This window comes from Pseudomonas californiensis, assembly GCF_021147775.1.
In the GTDB taxonomy this organism is placed as follows: Bacteria; Pseudomonadota; Gammaproteobacteria; order Pseudomonadales; family Pseudomonadaceae; genus Aquipseudomonas; species Aquipseudomonas californiensis.
Window position 1 is genome coordinate 1 of the sequence record NZ_JAGTPK010000054.1, and the last position, 17,828, is coordinate 17,828.

Consider the following 17,828-nt stretch of genomic DNA (forward strand, 5'->3'; position numbering starts at 1 on the left):
ATACGCGCGATTGGCGTCGTCAGTGAGATCGGGGGTTGAAGATCAAGATCAAAGGCAAAGGTGATAAACGGATCAGCGTCAGGACGAAGGAATCCGCCGTAGGCGGACCCAACCGGAGCCAAGGGCTTTGCCCACTTTGGCCCCATCAAAGTGGGTCGCCGAGGGGCGAAAAGGTGACCTGAGTCGAACGCACATACAGCTAAGTCCACAACCCACCGCTCTCAGGCATCAGTACACATCCCGCCGGTAACGCCCCTGCTCCACCAACTCAGTGACTAACTGCTCACCCAGCAACTCGGTCAACACCTCATCCACACCTGCAGCCATGCCTTGAAGACTGCCGCAGATGTAGATCGCTGCGCCGTCATCCAGCCAGGCACGCAACTCATCTGCAGCCTCGCGCAGGCGGTCCTGCACATAGACCTTTTCAGCCTGATCGCGTGAAAACGCCAGGTCCAGCCGGGCAAGGTTGCCCGCCGCCAGCCAGCCTTGCAGCTCTGCCGCGCAGTAGAAATCATGCGCGACATTACGCTCACCAAACAGCAGCCAGTTACGCGACTGCCCCTGAGCGATGCGCGCTTTCAGCAGGCTGCGTAAACCGGCGAGCCCGGTACCGTTACCGAGCAGGATCAGGGGAACAGGGTCGGCAGGCAGATGAAAGCTGCTGTTGCGACGAATCCGCAGGCTGATCGCGCTGTCGAGCGGCGCATGCTCGGTCAACCAGCCAGAGCCCAGCCCCAGGCTGCCATCGGAGTGGATTTCCTGACGCACGATGAGTTGCAGGCAACCGTCCTCAGGAATCGAAGCAATCGAGTATTCACGGACAGAAACAGGCACCAGCGAATCAATCAGCGCCTGCGCATGCAGCCCGACCAGATGGGCCCGATTCAGCGGCAACTGGCGCGTGGCCAATGCCTGCCTGAGCGGCTCAAGCAAATCATCGACGTTGACCATCGCAACAGGCTCGACACCCAGCCCTTCAAGAAAACGCTCAATGGTCAACGGAGCATTGCGCGGCAGGATCTCAACCAGATCGCCTGCCTGCCAGATCGCAGCTGTCGGCGCGACCAAATCCAGCAGGTAGACCTTCGACCCCAGGCTGCCAGGGTTCAGGTGCTCTCGACGGCGCAGCGTCCAGTTTTCGAAAACCGGGGCTTGCCAGTTGCCCGAGGGCACAGAGCCGGTCAATTGCCCAAGCTGTTGGTACCAGCGCTGCAGGGCTTGCGGATCAGCGTTGTCCACCTCGACCGGTGCGAACAACGTGCTGCCGCCCCGCTCTGCCAGCCAGTCCTGCAAACGATGGGCGAAACCGCAGAAATGCTGATACTGACGGTCACCCAGTGCCAGAACGGCGTAATTCAGGTTGTTCAGCGATAACGAACGACCCAGCAGCTTGCGCTCAAAGCCACGCGCGCTGTCCGGAGCCTCGCCATCACCAAAGGTGCTGACCACAAACAGTGCGTTCTGGCTCTGGCCCAGCTCTTCTTCAGTCAGTTCAGCCAGCCGCTGCACGCGCACCGGCAAACCTGCAGCCTGTAACTGGCCTGCGGTCTGCCAGGCCAGCTGTTCGGCAAAACCGCTCTGACTGGCGAAGCCTATCAGCCAGGAGGATGCATCGCCCGAGCCTTGCATCAGGCCAGTACGCGCAGTCTTGATCTCACGCTTTTTGCGCCGCCGATCCAGATACAGCAGCCAGCCAGTGATAAAGAACAGCGGCATCATCAGCGACGCGACTGTCATGACGATGCGACCGACGATGCCGAAGTAGCTCCCGACATGCAGCGAGTAGTTGCTGATCAGCAACCGCGCGCCGAAGCCACGCTCTGCGTAACGTGAAATGGCACTGATCTGGCCGTTGGCAGGATCCAGCGTCAAGGTGTTCAACGCCCGTGGGTGCGGCGAGTCCTTGAGCAGATAAAACACCGTGGCAGGCTGGCCGCCACTGCCCGGCAGGCGCAGGTTGTAGGAACGCAACTCCGGGCCAGCGGCTTTTTGAATGCTGTCCCAGACTGCCACGTAATCGACCACCAGCGGCTTGGGTGGCGGTGCATCTTTTTTACCCATACCGCCCGGGCGCTCGCCTTTTCCACCGCCCTTGGGCTGTTCGACCGGCGTATCGCCGAGCAGCCGTTCAAGCCCGTTGCTGACCCAGTCGTAGGACCAATTCAGACCCGTGATCGCAAACAGAAGGTAGAACAACAGGCACCAGGTGCCGAAAATGGAATGCAGGTCCCAATTGAAGCTGCGGCCCTTTTTGGCCCAGTCCAGCGTCAGCCAGACGCGCCAGTTCAATGCCTTGCGCGGCCAACGCAGGTAGAGACCGGACAGGCAGAAAAACACCAGAATAAGCGTGCAGGCGGCAGTGATCTGCTTGCCCACCTGACCGGCTGCCAGAAAGCGGTGCAGCTGCAGCACGAAATCGAAAAAGCCTTCGCCCACACCGTCGCCTCTCAGCTCACCGGTGTAGGGATCGAAATTACGCTTCGGGCCACGGCGTTCACCGGGCTCGGGGGTGAAATACACCTGAGCCACCCGATCACCCAAGGTGTCGACTCGCAGGATAGCGACTTTCAGCCCGGTTGCAGTCTCAAGCCGCTGAACCAGTTCGGGCGCAGGCAGCGCCGAACCTTTGGGCTCGACCAGCAACACATCGGGGTTGAGCGCATCGAGAATTTCATCCTCGAAGGAATACAACGCGCCAGTGGTCCCCATCAAGGCGAGCACGAGACCTGCGGTGATCCCGAAAAACCAGTGCAGTTGAAACAGTACTTTTTTCAACAAACCCGTCACCCTCAGCCGCCATCTATGGCGCAACGTGTGCACCGATCGTCTTGTCATTTTTCCATCTGCACGGCGCTCGGGCCTGATACAGAAAAACCCCGCCTACCTGAGTAAACGGGGTTTGTCATGCGCAGCTTCCCGAATCAGAAGTGGAAGTTGGCACTCATCAATGCGGTGCGGCCAGCGGCGACATGCGCATAGTGCGTCTGGAACACCTGATCGAAGTAACGCTTGTCGGTCAGGTTCTGTACGTTGAGCTGCAGGTCGACATTTTTGGTCAACACGTACGTCGCCATCGCATCGTAGCGCCAATAGGACGGCACTTCGACTGAATTGGCTTCGTTGCCGAAACGGGAATCCACGTAAGTCGCGCCACCGCCGACTGTCAACTTGGGGATCACCTGGTAAGTGGTCCACAGGTTGAAGCTGTTACGCGGCGTATTGGGCATGTGATTACCCTTGTCTGCCGCCAGCGTGGTCTTGAGCAGTTCACTCTCCATGTAGGTGTAGCCACCGTAGGCTTTCCAGCGGCTGCTCAGGTTACCCGCGTAGGTGAACTCGATACCCTGCACGCGCTGTTCGCCATCAAGCGTCTGGAAGGTCGTGTTGTCCGGGTCGGTGATTCGCGCGTTGGTCTTGTCGGTACGAAACAGCGCCGCTGTCAGCGACAGGTCGTCACCGAAGAAGTCCCACTTGGTCCCCAGCTCGTAGTTGCGGTTCTTTTCCGGGTCGAGATCAGCGTTGTTCAGCGCAAGCTCAAGGCCACCGTTGCCGCTGGTTTCACCCGACGGGTTGCTGGAGGTAGACAGGGCCGCATACACGCTGCCGTTCGGCGCAGGTTTGTAGACCACACCCAACTGGTAATTCCACAGCTGCGTGGTTTTCTGGCGATCGAATGTGCCGGCCGGTGTGGTGCCGCGTGCCGCTGCAAAACCGCTGGAGCGCGTGTCGTAATGGTCGTAACGCAGGCCCAGGTTCACCGACCATTGCTCATTGAGGGTCAGCGTGTCGAACGCATAGGCAGCGCTGGTCTTGGTATCAGTGTCTGTGAATGCCGCGCTGTCGGTGATGGTACCGTTCCACGCGTCTTTCGGAGACGGGTCCGCCAGACTGGTGCAATCGCCGGAGCGCAACAGTGCCGTCGAGCAAAGGCTGGCAATCGCGCCGCCGGAGGCATTGAGGATGTTGTACGCCCGGTTGTGGGTGTCCTGATACGAGAACTCGATTCCAGTGACCAGGCTATGGCTGATCGAACCGGTGTCGAACTTGCTGGTCAGGTCGGTCTGATTGACGAAGCCGCTGGAGGTGGAATTGCGGCTCTTGGCCGAGCGCGACACAGTGCCATTGGCGACGTTGCCACGGCTGTCGTCCGGGTTGGTGACAATGTAGTCCAGGGTCGAGCGGGACATGCGGAAGCTGTTGGAGAGCGTCATGTTCTCGTTCAGGTCGTGCTCGATACGCACGGTTCCGCTGTCGTTGGTGCTCTGGCGATAATCACGGCCGGTCAGGCCATAAAAATTGCTTTTGTCCACGCTCACAGGCTTGTCGACAATGTACTTGCTGCGACCTGTCGTGGACGTCAGCGGAATGCCGTAGTCCGGCATGTCATCCGTTGCCAGGTGGTAGTAATCCACTTTTACGCGGGTATCGGTGCCCAGCCCGAACGCGAAAGACGGTGCCACGCCCCAACGGCTGACGTCCACGTCGTCACGACCGGCAACGTTGGCATCATGCTTCATCAGGTTCAGGCGAAAGGCCGAGGTGTCTGTCATCTGCTGATTGACGTCGAGCGTGTAACGCTGAGTCTGATCAGAACCGAAGGTGTAACCGCCGTTATAAGCGTTGCCCAGGTGCGCGCCCTTGGTGATGAGGTTCAGGCTGCCGCCCGTGGAACCCGCACCGGTGAATGCAGAGCCCGGGCCTTTGCTGACTTCCACAGACTCGATATTGAAAATTTCCCGCGTTTGCGCGGCAACGTCGCGCATGCCATCGACGAACACGTCACTTTCAGCGTTGAAGCCACGGATGATCGGACGGTCTGCTGCCGGGTTGCCACCCTCACCTGCGCCGAAGGTGATGCCTGGCGTGGTGCGCAGGGCCTCGGTCAACGAGGTCGCACCGGTGTCACGAATGACTTGCTGAGGAATGACCGTGACGCTTTTCGGTGTGTCTCGCAGAGGCGCGGTGTACTTCTTTGAAGACGACTCTTGCGCCTTGTAGGAGGTATCGAGCAGGTCATCGGTAATGCTGGTCGCCCCAAGGGAAACGGCTTTTTCATTGTTGTTTTCAGCAGCGTTAACCATATGTGCAGCGGACATCGCGGCAATGGCGACCCCCACCGCAGATGCGATAGAACGCTGCGGGCTGGCGTTGAGCGAAAGTGATTGGCGCGACATCGTAAATACCCCTCAGGCAGTCAAGACCGCGGAATATAGTGCAAACAGGTATCGGTAGCAATTGAGATTAATTAGCATTCGCTGAAAAATATGAAATTTGTACGCCTTGTTCACAAAAGTTTCACACCGTGTGACGTCCGACCGCAGGAAGCGTTTTACAGCGACAATAAGAATCACTACCATCTGCTACCTTTTACTTCCGTGCCCGGTGCTACGATGCTGTTACACATTCCTGGTCTGTTTAGCCGCGATGAGGTGGCACGCATTCGCGAAGCGCTGGAACAGACCGAGTGGGCTGACGGCAAGATCACGGCAGGCTTTCAGTCTGCCAAGGCCAAACACAATCTCCAGTTGCCCGACAGCCATCCGCTGGCCAGGGAAATAGGCGCGGCGCTGCTTGAGCGGGTATGGCGCAACCCATTGTTCATGTCTGCCGCGTTGCCACACAAGGTCTTCCCGCCGCTGTTCAATTGCTACACAGCAGGCGGCAGCTTCGACTTTCACATCGATAACGCTGTGCGCCAGGCATCGGGCAGTGCGGAGCGGGTTCGTACCGATATCTCATCGACCCTGTTCTTCAGCGACCCGGAGGATTACGACGGTGGCGAGCTGGAAATTCAGGACACCTATGTTACTCGGCAGGTCAAATTGCCCGCCGGCGACATGCTGCTCTATCCCGCCACCAGCCTTCACAAGGTCAACGCAGTGACACGTGGCGCGCGTTACGCCTCGTTCTTCTGGACTCAAAGTCTGGTGCGTGAAGACAGTCAGCGCGCGCTGCTGTTCGAGATGGACAATGCCATTCAACAATTGACCCGGGACGTACCTGATCATCCGTCCCTAATCCAGCTGACCGGCACTTATCACAACCTCCTGCGTCGCTGGGTCGAGGTCTGAGACGTGAGCTGGAACCTTGCCCGACACGAATCGCTGGACGTCGAAGACATCAAGGCAATGCTGACCGACAACCCGTCTCGCGCGGCTCAGGCGATTCTGGCGTCAGCCGCGCAAGGCAGTGTCGAGGCTCAGGCTTTGCTGGGGCAGATTCTGCTCGACGGCACGGGCATCCAACAGGACCAGCCACTGGCGGTCACCTGGTTTCGATTGGCGGCCAACCAGGGCCATGCGATGGCGCACAACATGCTGGGCCGTTGTCTGGAGAAAGGATGGGGATGCCCGCCTGACCTCGCGCAAGCCGCCACGCATTATCGACGAGCGGCCGAACAAGGCCTGGACTGGGGGCTTTACAACTTGGGCAATCTGCTCGCGACAGGCCGAGGCATCGGGCAGGACCACCTGAAAGCCCTGGCCTGTTACCGAGACGCGGCACAGCTGGGCCATGCCAAGTCAATGAACCTGCTGGGGCGCTATCTTGAGGAACAGGCCCTCAGCCAGGCTGACCTTGAAGAAGCGCACGAATGGTATCGAAGCTCGGCGCAGGCGGGAGACTTTCGCGGACAGTTCAGCCATGCGTCGATTCTGGCCGAACAGGGTCATGTCGAGCAGGCCGTCCGTTGGCTGAAAGAAGCTCTGGCTGGCGGTAACCTCAACTTTCTGCGGGTGGCGCGCGGAGCCTTACTGCGCGCAACGCAACCAGCCATACAAACACTGGCCCTGCCTTACCACCAGCGAGCGGCAGCTCTGGGTGATGAATCAGACCGAATCGCCCTGCGCCTGATCGCGGCTGAGCGTCAGGCCGAGGTTATCCATAACACCTAGGGCGCAAACGGCGGCGCTTCATTGATCTCGATGATCAAAGGTCGGTCGCTAGGGGCTTCGCGCAGCAGCGCCTGCAGATGCGCATGGTCGCGGGCACGTTCGGCCACGCAGCCAAAGCCGCGTGCGATGGCCAGGAAGTCCGGGGTATAGATGTCCACACCCAATGGCGTAATGTCGCGCCGCTCCATGTAGCGCTTGATCTCGCCATAGCCCTGGTTGTTCCACAGCAGCACGATGATTGCCGCCCGCGCTTCCACCGCGCTTGCCAGCTCCGGCAAGGTGAACTGGATGCCACCGTCGCCCATCAGGCTGATCACCGGCAGCGATGGATCCGCCAGCCAGGCGCCAATAGCGGCGGGCAGGCCGTAGCCCAGCGTGCCGTAGCCCGTAGAGGCGTTGAACCAGCGACGCGGCCCATCCAGTTCGACCAGATGATTACCGCTGTACACGGTCTGGGTCGAGTCACCGACGAAACGGGCGTCTGGCAGCACATCGAGAATGCAATCGAACAACAACCGATAATGCGCCCAGCCACTGAATGCCTCAGCCAACTGCGTGCGTACCTCGGCAGACCGTTGCGCGCCAGAACCGTTGTGGGTTGCGCCGCGAGGTGGCAACTCGGCCAGCAAAGCCTGCATGGCCTGCCGTGCATCGCTGAGGATCGACAGAGCCGGTGGATGGTTACGGTTCAGTTGCGCAGCGTCGATATCGATGCGAATCAGCTCGCCGCCAATCCGGAAGCCGCCGTCGAATACCACGTCATAGTCGGTTTCACCCAGCTCGGTGCCGATGGCCAGCACTACATCCGCCTCCAGCGCCAGCTGCCGCACCGCAATCAATGACTGGTTGCTGCCGATCAACAAGGGATGATCGGCAGGCAGCAAGCCTTTGGCATTGATGGTCAGCGCAGTGGGAGCATCGAGCCGGGTCGCCAGCTCGCGAGCTTCGGCCATGGCCTCCACACATCCACCGCCGAGTAATAAAAGAGGCTGTTTGGCGTGTGCCAGACGCGTGGCAGCTTCACGAATTGCAGCCGGGTCGGGCGCTGGTCGTGCGCTAATTTGGCGGGGAAGCACCTGCAGGTGGTCGGCAGCGGCGGTCATGATGTCCAGGGGTAATTCGATGTGCACCGGTCTTGGTCGCTGACTGTCAAACACCGCAAAGGCACGGGCCAGTACGTCAGGCAGGTCGTCGACATTCATCAAGGTATGACTAAACGCACTGACACCGGCCAACATCGCCTGTTGGCTGGGCAGTTCGTGAAGGTAGCCATTGCCTAGCCCGAGACGTGACCGCTCATTGACGCTTGAAATGACCAGCATCGGGATCGAGTCGGCGTAAGCCTGGCCCATGGCTGTGAGGATATTGGTCATTCCCGGTCCGGTGATGATGAAGCACACGCCGGGCTTGCCGCTGACCCGGGCATAACCGTCGGCCATGAACCCCGCACCCTGCTCGTGACGCGGGGTGATGTGCCGTATGCCGCTGCCGGGCAAACCACGATAAAGCTCTACGGTATGTACACCCGGAATGCCGAACACGGTATCGACGCCCCATTCGTGCAGTTGCCTGACGAGAAACTCTGCGCACGTGGTCATGCGGTCGCCTCCTGGTCCAGCCCGATCTGTTCCAGTCCGATGAACCTGCGTACGCGCTCATGGCCTTCGCTACGGATAGCCGCTGGCGATGCGTCGGCTGCGATATGGCCATTTTCCATGAACACGATGCGGTCGGAAATCGACAGCGCAAAATCCATTTCGTGGGTCACGATCAGCATGGTGATGCCCTCTTGGGCCAGGTCCCGGATGACATTGAGCACGTCGCCCACCAGCTCAGGGTCCAGGGCCGAAGTAGGCTCGTCGAACAACATAATATCCGGCTCCATGGCCAGCGCACGCGCGATGGCGACTCGTTGCTGTTGGCCGCCCGACAACTGATGCGGGTACTTGTCGGCGTGAGCCAGCAGGCCGACACGATCAAGCAGTGCGCAACCTTTGCGACGCAACTCGCTGCCGTTGGCCAGCCCGTGATAGCGCGGCGCCAGAATCACGTTGTCGAGGATGGTGCGATGCGGGAACAGGTTGAAGTTCTGGAACACCATGCCAATGCGTCTGATGCCTTGGCGAATGGTCGATGAATCGGCGCGATTGCCAGCGGCGATGAAGTCATTGCCAAACAGCACGATCTCACCCTTGTCGATGCTCTCCAGATTGTTGATCGTACGAATCAACGACGTCTTGCCCGAGCCGGACGGACCGATGATGGAGATTACTTCGCCACAGCGCACGTTCAAGTCGATGCCTTTGAGCACCTCATGATTGCCATAACGCTTATGGATGCTGCGCAACAACAAGGCATCAGGTTGTCCGGCAGCCTTGTCGACGCGGCGCTTGCCCTGTTCAGACACCGAACGTAGTGCTGCAGTCTGGCGATCATCCAGGGTCTGCGCGTTCTTGCGGGTCAGGTCCAGATGCCGCTCGGCCCACTGCAACAGCCAGCCGAACACCGTGACGATCAACACGTAGTACACCGCCACGGCAGCCAGGGTTTCCAGCACCAGAAAATTCTGCGCATACATGCGCTGGCCAACCAGGAGCAACTCATTCAGCGAAATCACCGACACCAGCGACGTCAGTTTGACGATGGTCACGTACTCGTTGGTCAAGGTCGGCAAGGCAATGCGGATGGCCTGAGGAATGACCACCAGACGCTGCGCGCCGATCCCGCGAATACCGAGAGCCTTGGCCGCCTCATGCTGCCCCTTGAGCACTGACAGCAGTCCGCTGCGATGGATCTCGGCCATGTACGCGGTCTCGGTCAGCACTAACGCGATGAGCCCGGAATAGAACGGTTGCGACAACAGGCTACCGGTTGACGGGAACAGCTGCGGCAGGTTGTAGACGAACACCAGCAGCACCAACAGCGGAATACTGCGAAACAGCCAGATATAAAAGCTCGCCGGGATGCTCAGCCACGCGTGACGGGACAGTTTGGCACTGGCCAGCAAAAAGCCCAGGGCAAGCCCCAGCGTCCAGGACATTGTGCTCAACTGAACAACAGTGAGGCAGGCATTCCAGAAAGCAGAAATGGAAAACAACGAGAAAAAATAAGCCCAATCGAATGCCATGATGACCTCGGACAACAGATGGAAAATGGAGGCTTCGCCCATTGACGGCGCAGGCACGAGGGCCTGCGCCTTCAGTCAGCGATCAAGCAGGCTCATGCGGGTTCGAGGTTGTACTTCTTGAGGATCTCGTTGTACTCGCTGCTCTTCTTGTAGGCTTCCACTGCGCCGCGCAGTTTTTCCAACAGCTCGGCGTTGCCCTTCTTCACATAGATACCCAAAGTCTGTGGGTACAGCGCTTTCTGCGAGCTGATGACGATGCGGCCACGCGCCTTGTCGACGATCATTTGCGACGCGGCGGAGATTTCCAGATGAGCCTGAATATTACCGGACATCAATGCCTGGGAAGCCTCGGCGGTGGTCGGAAACTCGCTGATGGCGATTTCACCTTTGCTCTGTTTGGCACAATAGTCGGCAGATACGGCCTTCAGTTGGTTGATCCAGTTGGTGCCCTGTTGCAGGCCTACTTTCATTCCGCACAAGTCTTCAGGCTGTTGCGGCTTGGCGGTACTGTCGCTGCGTACCATGATCGACGCACCGACCTGGGCGTAGGGAATCGCCTCGGCCTGTTTGGTGCGCTCTTCGGTGATGTACATGCCCGATATCACGGTGTCGAAACGGTTGGCGTTCAGGCCCAGAATCAGGTTCGGGAAACGGGTATCGACAAACTCCACCTTCAGGCCACCCAGGTGCTTGGCCAGCGCCGTGGAAACCTCCGGATCGAAACCCACGACCTTGTCGCCGTCATAGGATTCGAACGGCGGGTACGAAATCTCCATGCCGACCTTGAGCGTACCGGGCGTGGCGGTGGGAGCCGCCTGCACGGTTCCAGCACACAAGGCCAGCGCCAGAACAGAAGTGGCAAAGCGTGAAAGCGTGTTGTTTTGCATAGTGGTCATTCCAGGTTGAGGGAGACGGCAGATCACGAAGTCACGCTATGGTTTTCAGGTGCCCGAAGCTTGATGGCTTTCTGGCGCGCTCCGGCAAGGCAAGTTGCCCGCTGGCCACGCGCTGGCGCAGGTATTGATAGGTTTGCAAAGCCTGGGCCCACATATGCTCGCCGATGGCAATTTCCTCGTAGCCTTCTGCATCGGTCGTAAATTGCGGCAGCGGCCGAATCAAGGTGTGGTAGTCGCAGGCGTAGAACAGGGGAAAGGAATAACGCTCCTGCCTGACCTTGCGTACCCGGTGCGCGGTGGCCACGAATGCGCCGCTGGTCATGACTTCCAGCATGTCGCCAATGTTGACCACAAAGGCATCCGGCAGCGGCGGCGCATCGATCCACTCGCCCTTCTCGTTCATGACTTCGAGCCCCGGCTGGTCGGCCTTGAGAATGGTGAAGCACTCGTAGTCGGTATGTGCACCTATGCCTGGGGCATCCTGCGCAGTCGCGTCGAACGGGTAATGAATCAGGCGCAGTTTGGAAGGCGGAAAACACGCCATTTCATCGAAGTAGTGCTCGTCGAGGCCAAGGGCCAGGGCAAAACCGCGAAACAGTTGATGACCCAAGGCAAACACCGCCTGGTAGTAAGCCTGAACAGCATCCTGAAAGCCGGGCAACGTCGGCCAATCGTTGGGCCCCAGCAAGGGCGTCCCGTCAATTACCAACGGATGGTCGGCAGGTACTTCAAAACCGATGTCGAACGCTTCCTTGTGGTCAGGTTTGCCAGTGCCGTAAACCTCTTCACCTTCAGGCACAAACCCTTTGTGAGTTTGCGAACGCCCGATGTAATGACGCATCTTTGCGTCCAGTGGTTGGGCAAAGTACTGCTCGGCCGCGCGGTGCAGGTTGTCGATCAGCGCAGGCTCGATACCGTGCCCCGTGATGTACAGAAAACCCACCTCTCGAGCGGCTTCGCCCAACGCCTGCGCCACAGACTGGCGCTGCTCAAGGCGTTCGCTGAACAGCCCCTGAATGTCGACCACTGGAATACGCGTGAAAGCGGGACGTTCACTCATGACTGCGGCCTCGCGAAGTGATTGGAAAAAGCATTGAAATGCTCACGCTCGGTACGTCCCATCCAGGCATTGAGGCTCCACAGGTCGGCCACCGGCACATTGGTGAACGGCAAATGATGGAGGTAACCATCGGGGCCGAACTCCGGCGTCAGGGTCGTGCCGAGATACCCCCGGGCCTGCTGCGATTGCCATATCGCCTCCCAGTGCTGCTGATGAAACGCCAGGGCATCGGCATGTTCCGGCGCTGCCGGATGCGGCACCTGAGGCCCTTGGTCGTAACCGACTCGCGCCTGAATGTGGTGCACACGCTCGACAAAAGCGTGCAGGTCATCCGCCGGATCGTTCAGCAGCCGTTCGCACGTCACCACCCAATGACTGATGTCGCTGGTGAAACGCAGATCCGGCACTTGCTCGATCAACTGCAGGGTCAGCCAGGGGTTGAACAGCGAGCGCGCCCGGTGCGTCTCGAAGCTGCACATCAGCCCGCTGCGCCTGGCGATCTCCAGCGCTTCGCCGAAGAAATCCACTTGTTGCGTCAGAGGCCAGCGGTCGTTGCCAGCCAGCACATTGACGAAACGCGGCTCCAGTTCTGACGCCAGCTGCAACTTCTGGGCGAAGTCCGCCAGATGCTCGGCTGGCGTGGCGGCTTGCAGGGGCAGGACCGGGGTCGAGGTGAACAGAATCGCGATGTAAGGGACCCGGTTGTCACGCAGGAACGCCGTGAACTCAGCGCGCTCCGTGCGCTGTTGCGGAACACGCGCTTCGAACCCGTCAAAACCTGCGCCAAGGGCCTCGTCCAGCGCCTGCTGCCACGTCCCGCGGTAACCCCACAATGTACGAAAGATTTCCAGTTTCATAAGCCTGCCTGCCGGCCTGCATCCGGTCGGGATGCAGCCCGATCACGAATGGACGGTGGCCGCTTGTGCGACGTTGCTCATGGCTTTGCGACCCAGAATCGGGTGAGCGCCCTTGGGGCCGTAAACCCCGGCTGGCTCCGGAAAAGTGCGCAGCAGGGTCAGGTACAACAACGCGGCAAGACCCAGCGTGATCGGCAGGCTGATATCGATACCGCCGGCAAGCTCGCCCAGCGGCCCGACGAACTGACCCGGCAGGTTGACGAAACACAGACCTGTCGCCGCACTGGGGAGCCAGGCCCCCAGGCCACGCCAGTTCCAGCCGTGGTGGAACCAGTAATGGCCGCCACGCTCACCACGCGTGAACACTTGCAGGTCATCGGCATGATAGAAACCGCGACGCGTGATCAGGCCGAGAATCATGACCACCATCCACGGGCTGGTGCAGGTAATGATCAGCACCGCAAACGTCGACACGCTCTGCACTAGATTGAAGGCGAAACGGCCGATGAAGATAAAGGCAATGGCCGCAATGCCGATCAGCAGCGTAGCGCCCGCACGGTTGAGCAATCGAGGGAACATGCTCGACATATCCAGGCCAGTGCCATACAGCGCTGTGGTGCCGGTTGAAAGCCCGCCGATTACCGCGATCAGGCAAACCGGCAGGAAGAACCAGCTGGGCGAGATCGCCAGCAATCCGCCGACATAGTTATTGGTTTCGATGTACTGCGGTGCCTGGCTGGCCACCAATGTGGCCGTGCACAAGCCGAACAGGAATGGGATCAGCGTGCCGAACTGCGCGGCCAGGACCGCGAGCATGATGCGCACTTTTGAAGTGTCACGCGGAATGTAACGCGACCAGTCACCGAGAAACGCGCCGAACGACACCGGATTGCTCATCGCCAGCAACGCTGCCCCCACGAAGGCGGCCCAGAAGCCAGGCTGCTCAAGGTTGACGCTGCCCGCATACGTCGCATCGAAAGGCCCCGCGAACGCGAAGATACCCAGCAGAAAGAGCAGGCTGGACGCCCACACTGCAATCTTGTTGACCCATAGCATGAAACGGAAACCGAAGATGCACACTACCAGCACCAACACCGCGAACAGGCCGTAGGCCAGGCCCAGACTGACGTCGTTTTCCGGCAGGCCGACCAGCCGCTGAGCACCACCTACCAGCGCGTCGCCGGAACTCCACACCGACAGCGAGAAGAACGCGATGGCCGTCAGCAGCGACAGAAACGAACCAATGATGCGGCCATGCACCCCGAAATGCGCGCCCGACGACACCGCGTTATTGGTGCCATTGATGGCGCCGAACAATCCCATCGGCGCAAGGATCACAGCCCCTGTCAGTACCCCGAGCACAATGGCCCAGACCCCGGCCTGAAAAGACAGCCCGAACAGCACCGGGAAGCTGCCCAATACGGCGGTGGAAAACGTATTGGCGCCGCCGAAGATCAAACGAAACAGATCCAGAGGGCGGGCATCGCGCTGGCTATCGGGTATCTGCTCGACACCCCAGGTTTCAATGCGGGTATCGATACGGTCTTCGAGACGCGTCGAATGGCTCATGTGTATCGCTCCAGCACCTGTCACGGTTGTTGTAAGGCCAGCGCAGGCACGCAGACCCTTTATGGCCGTCCGTTAACCCCGGACGGAAGGTCGATCTGATTTTTCTTATGGCATTGCTATCGCGTTGCAAGTGTCTGCAAGACGCTCATCGACGCACGACACCGGGTAACACACAGAGCATTTCGTAGAGCAGGTTGGCGCCCAGCAGCGACGTATTGCCGGTCGTGTCATAAGGCGGTGAGACTTCCACCAGATCGCAACCGACCAGATCCAGCCCCTGGCAGCCGCGAATGATCTCCAACGCCTGAATAGTCGTCAGACCGCCGACTTCAGGCGTGCCGGTACCCGGAGCCCACGCGGGATCGATGCCGTCGATGTCGAACGACAGGTACACAGGACCGCCGCCCACTTTCTCCCGCACCTCAGCCATCAGCGGCGCCAACGACTGATGCCAGCACTCTTCTGCCTGCACCACTCGGAAACCCTGCTTGCGGCTCCAGTTGAAGTCTTCGGCGGTATAACCCTGAGCGCGCAAGCCGATCTGCACCACTCGGTCGCTGTCCAGCAGCCCTTCTTCCTGGGCACGACGGAACGTGGTGCCGTGGGCGATCTTTTCGCCAAACATGTGATCGTTGACGTCGGCATGGGCATCGATGTGCACCAGGCCGACCTTGCCATGCTTGCGGTGAATGGCACGCAGAATCGGCAAAGTCAGAGTGTGATCGCCGCCCAGGGTCAGCGGGATGATGCCGTGCCCCAGAATACGGTCATACGCCTCTTCGATGAGGCGTACGCTGTCCAGCAGGTTGAAGGTGTTGATGGCCACGTCACCTATGTCGGCCACGTTCAACGAGTCGAAAGGCGCGGCGCCGGTCGCCATGTTGTAGGGACGAATCATCACCGACTCGGCACGAATGCCCCGAGGCCCGAAACGTGTGCCGGGACGCAACGACGTCCCGATGTCCAACGGAATCCCGACGAAGGCAGCATCCAGACGATCAAGCCCTTCGGGGTCCTCCACGTGCGGCAGGCGCAGCATGGTGGCAATGCCGCCAAAGCGCGGCATCTCATTACCACCCAACGGCTGGTGAAGGGTCTTGTCCACGGCGGACCTCACGTTGTTCTGATGAATGTGAGGCCATTCTGGTGACGCCGTGTGCGCAGAAGAATCGCTGTCAGCAAATATTCAGTTCAGACTTTTCATAACTATCCTTCTGGCCGGACCGCCCTGACTGGCACGCAAAGAGGTCAAGCGCGCCCAGCAATTTTTAGTGAAACAACACTTGCTCCCAAGCCCGCCGGGCTTAGACTGCGACCAGCCAAACCGCCCGGAGCCCTTATGTCCTCTGCCATGCCCGACCTCAAATTGCTGCGCATTTTCGCCAGCGTGGTGCGCAATCAAGGTTTTGCGGCAGCACAACAAGAGCTCAATCTATCCACCTCAGCGATCAGTACTTACATGAGCCAGCTTGAAACCCAACTCGGGCTGGTGCTTTGCCATCGAGGTCGAGGTGGTTTCAGCCTGACCAGCAAAGGTGAGCTGTTTCATCAGGAGACCTTGCGTCTGCTGTCCGAACTCGAGGGCTTCGAGCGCTACAGCGCGGCACTCAAGGGCGAGCTGCGTGGCACATTGAATCTGGGGGTGCTCGATTCCACGGTCAGTGACAGCGCGCTGCCACTGGCCGACGTCATTGGCGCCTACAGCAAGGAGCATCCAGCTGTGCACTTGCACCTGTCAGTGCTCAGTCCGGCTCAGCTGCAACTGGGCCTGCTGGAAAATCGCCTGGACCTGATCATTGGTGCTTTTTCGATCCGCATGAATGGCCTGATGTATCAGGCCCTCTATCGCGAGCAGCACTGGCTGTACTGCAGCGACCGACATGAACTGTTCGAACAGCGCCGTATTCCTGCGCAGCTCATCGCCCAACAACGCATGGTCGGTCGCGGCTACTGGAGCCAGTCTGAATTGGCCCGCCACGGGTTCAAGGACAGCGCGGCGACAGTGGAGTCGATGGAAGCGCAATTGATACTGGTGTTGTCCGGCGCTTACATCGGCTACCTGCCTGAGCACTATGCGCAATTCTGGGTCGACCAGAAGCGCCTGAAAGTGTTGTTGCCGACCACGTTCGGCTATCAGGCACCCTTCTCGCTGGCGCTGCGGCGCGGCAGAGCCAGGGAGCCATTGATCCAGAGTTTCCGGGACCGTTTGAAGGCGCGGCTCGAGGGATAATTTTTACACCGTACAACAACCAGAACGTCTGCCAGGTCCCTGCACGCACCCGCCCATCATGACGGGGCATGAGATTTGAGAAGGGGCGCTTCAATTACGCCATTCACGACGTAGCTCGTTCAACTGATTGGCAAGCAAGCGCCCCTGATGAGCAAAGCGCGAGACGCGTACTTCAATCGTCTCTGATCCTGTCCGGCCGTTGAGTTCAAGAAAGCGATTGAGTGCCTCCACCAGCTTGCCGATTTCGCTCATGTACTCGGCTTTGGAGGTGTCAATGACGCCAAGTGCCGACAACTGTTCCAGCTTGCGGGCGCTCGAGCCTGATTGCCTGGCAATTTCTGCGGTTTTATCCCGAGACTCAGTCATCTGCGCAGCCACTTTGTCCCTGTAGCCCAGCAACTGCTCGTAACTGAGCGCACCGTCGAGCAGATTCAGCATATTTGAAACGCCGGTAATACCTGCCTGAATAGAGCCAACGAGCGGGCTTTGCGGATCCACTTCAGCCAGCTTCTCCAGCGATGTCACCAGCGGTTTGAGCTTGTCGTAAAAACTGAGGCTTTCGACCTCGGCGACCAACGTGTTAGCCACCGCATACTGCTCAGTGAGGGCAGTCAAAAGCGCTTGCTCAGCTTCAAGTTTGAGCTGCGTGGATTGCACGTCCTCAGTCAATGGACTGATCAGATGAGCGAAATGGCTGAACTCAATGGCCCGCAAATTGATCAGTGCCCTGTCCAGCGTGTTCGCATGATGAGACAGCGATGCGCATCGAGCGCCAACAAGTTGCTCTATTTCTACACGGTATTCAGCGATCGCTGCATCAGAAGCTGGAGTCGCCACATTTTTTTGCAACGCTGCAATCGCGTCGAGAAAGGGCTGGATATCGCTGGTTTGAAACAGGGAAGGCACCAGCGTGAGCGTATTCAGTGCCTGCTTGTCGACCTCACTCAACTCTTCCAGCAAAGCAAGCAGCGTCTCGACTACCACCGGCAGGTATATATCGGCCAGCGACTCGACCTGACGTCGCAAGTGATCACGACTGCTAATGACCACACCCGCCTCGGGTATGTTTAATTGAAACGGTACATCCAGTATATGGTAAGCGCTCCATAAACCCCACCTGGCAAAAGATAGGTAAAGCGCTTAGCTGTGAAGTCGAGGTTCGCAGTTCCACGGCAGCAAGGCTTCGTAATCCT

At 59.2% G+C, this 17,828-nt stretch carries 13 protein-coding genes; 3 read left to right on the top strand and 10 right to left on the bottom strand.

Going from position 1 to position 17,828, the window contains the following annotated elements; translation table 11 throughout:
* Nucleotides 1–228: 228 nt before the first annotated feature.
* A complete protein-coding gene (locus tag KDX37_RS27245; protein ID WP_231656329.1) occupies nucleotides 229–2,778 on the bottom strand; it encodes a PepSY domain-containing protein in 2,550 nt (849 codons plus the stop codon).
* A 146-nt stretch (nucleotides 2,779–2,924) separates the two neighbouring features.
* On the bottom strand, nucleotides 2,925–5,177 hold the full coding sequence (locus KDX37_RS27250) for a TonB-dependent receptor (protein WP_231656330.1): 2,253 nt from the start codon (nucleotides 5,175–5,177) through the stop codon (nucleotides 2,925–2,927).
* A gap of 216 nt (nucleotides 5,178–5,393) precedes the next feature.
* Here KDX37_RS27250 and KDX37_RS27255 point away from each other — a divergent pair, with 216 nt between their 5' ends.
* Both KDX37_RS27255 and KDX37_RS27260 read left to right on the top strand, forming a co-directional pair.
* Nucleotides 5,394–6,074, top strand: coding sequence for a Fe2+-dependent dioxygenase (locus tag KDX37_RS27255; RefSeq protein WP_231656331.1), 681 nt, complete (start codon nucleotides 5,394–5,396; stop codon nucleotides 6,072–6,074).
* Nucleotides 6,075–6,077: 3 nt separating this feature from the next.
* Entirely contained in the window at nucleotides 6,078–6,896 is an 819-nt protein-coding gene (locus KDX37_RS27260) for a tetratricopeptide repeat protein (protein ID WP_231656332.1), read from the top strand.
* On the opposite strand, the gene KDX37_RS27265 is transcribed toward KDX37_RS27260, so the two are convergent.
* The 7 genes from KDX37_RS27265 to speB all read right to left on the bottom strand — a co-directional run bounded on the left by KDX37_RS27265 (nucleotide 6,893) and on the right by speB (nucleotide 15,510).
* Nucleotides 6,893–8,494, bottom strand: a complete 1,602-nt coding sequence (locus tag KDX37_RS27265; RefSeq protein WP_231656333.1) for a 5-guanidino-2-oxopentanoate decarboxylase — start codon at nucleotides 8,492–8,494, stop codon at nucleotides 6,893–6,895. The genes KDX37_RS27260 and KDX37_RS27265 overlap by 4 nt on opposite strands.
* Nucleotides 8,491–10,023, bottom strand: coding sequence for an amino acid ABC transporter permease/ATP-binding protein (locus KDX37_RS27270; protein ID WP_231656341.1), 1,533 nt, complete (start codon nucleotides 10,021–10,023; stop codon nucleotides 8,491–8,493). Before KDX37_RS27270 ends, KDX37_RS27265 begins: the two co-directional genes overlap by 4 nt.
* A gap of 92 nt (nucleotides 10,024–10,115) precedes the next feature.
* The gene (locus tag KDX37_RS27275) at nucleotides 10,116–10,910 is read right to left on the bottom strand and encodes an ABC transporter substrate-binding protein (protein WP_231656334.1); all 795 of its coding nucleotides are present in this window, start codon (nucleotides 10,908–10,910) and stop codon (nucleotides 10,116–10,118) included.
* Nucleotides 10,911–10,950: 40 nt separating this feature from the next.
* Nucleotides 10,951–11,979 (bottom strand): isopenicillin N synthase family dioxygenase, encoded by a 1,029-nt coding sequence (locus KDX37_RS27280; protein WP_231656335.1) that lies wholly within the window; start codon nucleotides 11,977–11,979, stop codon nucleotides 10,951–10,953.
* Nucleotides 11,976–12,836 carry a sugar phosphate isomerase/epimerase family protein gene (locus KDX37_RS27285; RefSeq protein ID WP_231656336.1) on the bottom strand — a complete coding sequence of 287 codons (861 nt, stop codon included), beginning with the start codon at nucleotides 12,834–12,836 and terminating at the stop codon, nucleotides 11,976–11,978. The genes KDX37_RS27280 and KDX37_RS27285 overlap by 4 nt, the downstream gene beginning before the upstream one ends.
* Before the next feature lie 42 nt (nucleotides 12,837–12,878).
* Entirely contained in the window at nucleotides 12,879–14,405 is a 1,527-nt protein-coding gene (locus KDX37_RS27290; RefSeq protein WP_231656337.1) for a purine-cytosine permease family protein, read from the bottom strand.
* Between the two features lie 145 nt (nucleotides 14,406–14,550).
* Complete coding sequence (gene speB / locus KDX37_RS27295; protein WP_231656338.1) at nucleotides 14,551–15,510, bottom strand: agmatinase; 960 nt, start codon at nucleotides 15,508–15,510, stop codon at nucleotides 14,551–14,553.
* 234 nt (nucleotides 15,511–15,744) lie between these two features.
* Between speB and KDX37_RS27300 the strand changes: the two genes are divergently transcribed.
* Nucleotides 15,745–16,635: a LysR family transcriptional regulator gene (locus KDX37_RS27300; protein WP_231656339.1), complete on the top strand. Its 891-nt coding sequence runs from the start codon at nucleotides 15,745–15,747 to the stop codon at nucleotides 16,633–16,635.
* Nucleotides 16,636–16,725: 90 nt separating this feature from the next.
* Here KDX37_RS27300 and KDX37_RS27305 read toward each other — a convergent pair whose 3' ends face one another.
* Nucleotides 16,726–17,685, bottom strand: a complete 960-nt coding sequence (locus KDX37_RS27305; protein ID WP_231656340.1) for an alpha-xenorhabdolysin family binary toxin subunit B — start codon at nucleotides 17,683–17,685, stop codon at nucleotides 16,726–16,728.
* Nucleotides 17,686–17,828 lie beyond the last annotated feature (143 nt).

Bases quoted from the DNA above. Each gene is read 5' to 3' on its own strand.
- KDX37_RS27250 (WP_231656330.1), bottom strand. From the start codon at position 5,177: ATGTCGCGCCAATCACTTTCGCTCAACGCCAGCCCGCAGCGTTCTATC.
- KDX37_RS27255 (WP_231656331.1), top strand. From the start codon at position 5,394: ATGCTGTTACACATTCCTGGTCTGTTTAGCCGCGATGAGGTGGCACGC.
- KDX37_RS27265 (WP_231656333.1), bottom strand. From the start codon at position 8,494: ATGACCACGTGCGCAGAGTTTCTCGTCAGGCAACTGCACGAATGGGGC.
- KDX37_RS27270 (WP_231656341.1), bottom strand. From the start codon at position 10,023: ATGGCATTCGATTGGGCTTATTTTTTCTCGTTGTTTTCCATTTCTGCT.
- KDX37_RS27275 (WP_231656334.1), bottom strand. From the start codon at position 10,910: ATGCAAAACAACACGCTTTCACGCTTTGCCACTTCTGTTCTGGCGCTG.
- KDX37_RS27280 (WP_231656335.1), bottom strand. From the start codon at position 11,979: ATGAGTGAACGTCCCGCTTTCACGCGTATTCCAGTGGTCGACATTCAG.
- KDX37_RS27285 (WP_231656336.1), bottom strand. From the start codon at position 12,836: ATGAAACTGGAAATCTTTCGTACATTGTGGGGTTACCGCGGGACGTGG.
- KDX37_RS27290 (WP_231656337.1), bottom strand. From the start codon at position 14,405: ATGAGCCATTCGACGCGTCTCGAAGACCGTATCGATACCCGCATTGAA.
- KDX37_RS27300 (WP_231656339.1), top strand. From the start codon at position 15,745: ATGTCCTCTGCCATGCCCGACCTCAAATTGCTGCGCATTTTCGCCAGC.